This window comes from Collinsella sp. TF05-9AC (genome assembly GCF_003438495.1).
In the GTDB taxonomy this organism is placed as follows: domain Bacteria; phylum Actinomycetota; class Coriobacteriia; order Coriobacteriales; family Coriobacteriaceae; genus Collinsella.
Genome location: NZ_QSSH01000013.1, coordinates 48,691 through 50,775, shown reverse-complemented (window position 1 = coordinate 50,775; position 2,085 = coordinate 48,691). Strand labels below are relative to the sequence as shown.

1 protein-coding gene is annotated in these 2,085 nt (G+C 63.3%); it reads left to right on the top strand.

Translation table 11 applies throughout. The features are described 5' to 3' along the window. Positions 1-280 precede the first annotated feature (280 nt). Entirely contained in the window at positions 281-1,984 is a 1,704-nt protein-coding gene (locus DXC52_RS05325) for an OPT/YSL family transporter (RefSeq protein WP_117746451.1), read from the top strand. Positions 1,985-2,085 lie beyond the last annotated feature (101 nt).

The following is a 2,085-nucleotide window of genomic DNA, read 5'->3' as shown; positions in this document are numbered from 1 at the left end:
ACGGCGAGATAGCCGGCAGGTCGGCATGTCAATCCTGGTCTAACAGAGCCTTTAAAAATCATTGCGTACCTGATGATTTTTAAATCCCCGTCCCAGAACAATCATCCTTTGGCCGAGCCTGGGTCAGCTAAAAAAGCCCCGTCCCAAATGAGCTGCCTTGCGGCTATACTGGTGCGCGGTCGTGCGCGAGCTCACGCGGCGGCCCTTGGTAACCCGACTTCCCGCGCCGTATCCGTAGCGGCGCTCCCGGGGGAAGCGGATATACGCAAAGGAGTTCTATATGAGCAATCCCTCGAACCGCGCTTCGATGCGCGGGCAACTCACGCTGCGCGGCGTCGCCATCGGCGTCCTTGGCTGCGTGATCATCACGGCAAGCTCGGCCTACACCGCCCTCAAGATGGGCGCACTCCCCTGGCCGATCGTCTTCGCTGCCGTCATCTCGCTGTTCTTCCTTAAGCTCATGGGCAACGCCAGCCTCAACGAGGCAAACGTCACCCACACCATCATGTCCGCGGGCGCCATGGTCGCCGGCGGTCTGGCGTTTACCATCCCGGGCGCCTGGATGCTGGGCTATGCCGACCAGATTAGCTGGCTCGACATGTTTATCGTGGCACTCGCCGGCACCATCCTGGGCCTGCTGGCCACCGCGCTCATCCACCGTCACTTTATCGTGGACGCCGCGTTGGAGTTCCCCACCGGCAACGCCGCAGCTCAGACCTTGCGCGCCACCGAGGCCGGCGGCAAGACCGGCAAGCAGCTCTTTGGTTCCATGGCCATCGCCGGCATCTACAGCGTGCTGCGCGACGCCCTGGGCGTGGTGCCCAGCATGCTGTGCACGCTCAACATCCCCGGCGTGACCTTTGGCATCTACAACTCGCCCATGCTGCTCTCCGTCGGCTTCCTCGTGGGCTTCGCCCCCGTCGCCTTCTGGTTTGCCGGCGCCCTGCTGGGCAACTTTGGCATCATCGTGGGCGGTACCGCTGCCGGTCTGTTCGACGTTGTGACCGCGCAGGGCATCGTCAAGTCCCTGGGCATGGGCCTCATGATGGGCTTTGGCGTCGCCGTCGTCCTCAAGGACATCCTGCCGCAGGTCGCCGGTATCGTCCGCGGTCTTGCCGCCGACAGCTCCACCGACACCGACGAGCAGTCGCTTATCTCGGGCTCTCTTAAGCTCGACGCCGGCATCATCGGCCTGGGCGCTGCCGCCATCGCCGTAATCGTTGCCATCGCGCTCGACCTTGGCCCCGTTCCGGCCGTCATCGTCACGTTGTTCACCTTTGTCACCACCATCATGAGCGCGCAGAGCTGCGGCCAGACGGGCATCGACCCAATGGAGATCTTTGGCCTCATCGTCATGCTCATCGTGGCTGCCTTTGCACAGATCGCTCAGGTCAAGCTGTTCTTTATCGCCGGCATCGTAGCCGTGGCGTGCGGCCTTGCGGGCGACGTCATGAACGACTTTAAGGCCGGCGCCGTGCTGGGCACCAACCCGCGTGCGCAGTGGATCGGCCAAGCCATTGGCGGCATCGTGGGCGCCCTGGTCGCCGCAGCCGTCATGGTCGCGCTCGTCACCGCCTATGGCCCGGACGCCTTTGGTCCCGACAAGAGCTTTGTTGCCGCGCAGGCAAGCGTCGTCGCCACCATGGTCTCGGGCATCCCGAGCGTGCCGTGGTTCGTTGGCGGCTTTATCGCCGGCATCGTCATGTACTGGCTCGGCATTCCGGCCATGATGATCGGCCTGGGCGTGTACCTGCCGTTCTACATGTCACTCACGGCTTTCCTGGGCTCCTGCGTCAAACTCGCCTACGACAAGTGGTCCGCCCACCGCGACGCCACCGCTGGTCTTTCTGACGAGGAGAGGGCTGCCAAGGACGCCGCCTTCCAGGAACAGGGTCTGGTCGTTGCCAGCGGCCTGCTCGGCGGCGAGTCCATCGTCGGCGTTATCCTGGCGTTTGTCTCCGTGGGTCTGAGCCTGCTGGGCTAAGCTGAGCAGCTGCTCGACAGCAACCATATTGCCTACGATTTGCCCGGTCGGTAGCTTTCGCGGCTACCGACCGGGCTTTTTGATATCGAAACAAAGAAAGG

Excerpts from the sequence above, each read along its gene's own strand:
- DXC52_RS05325 (WP_117746451.1), top strand. The coding sequence starts at position 281 with ATGAGCAATCCCTCGAACCGCGCTTCGATGCGCGGGCAACTCACGCTG.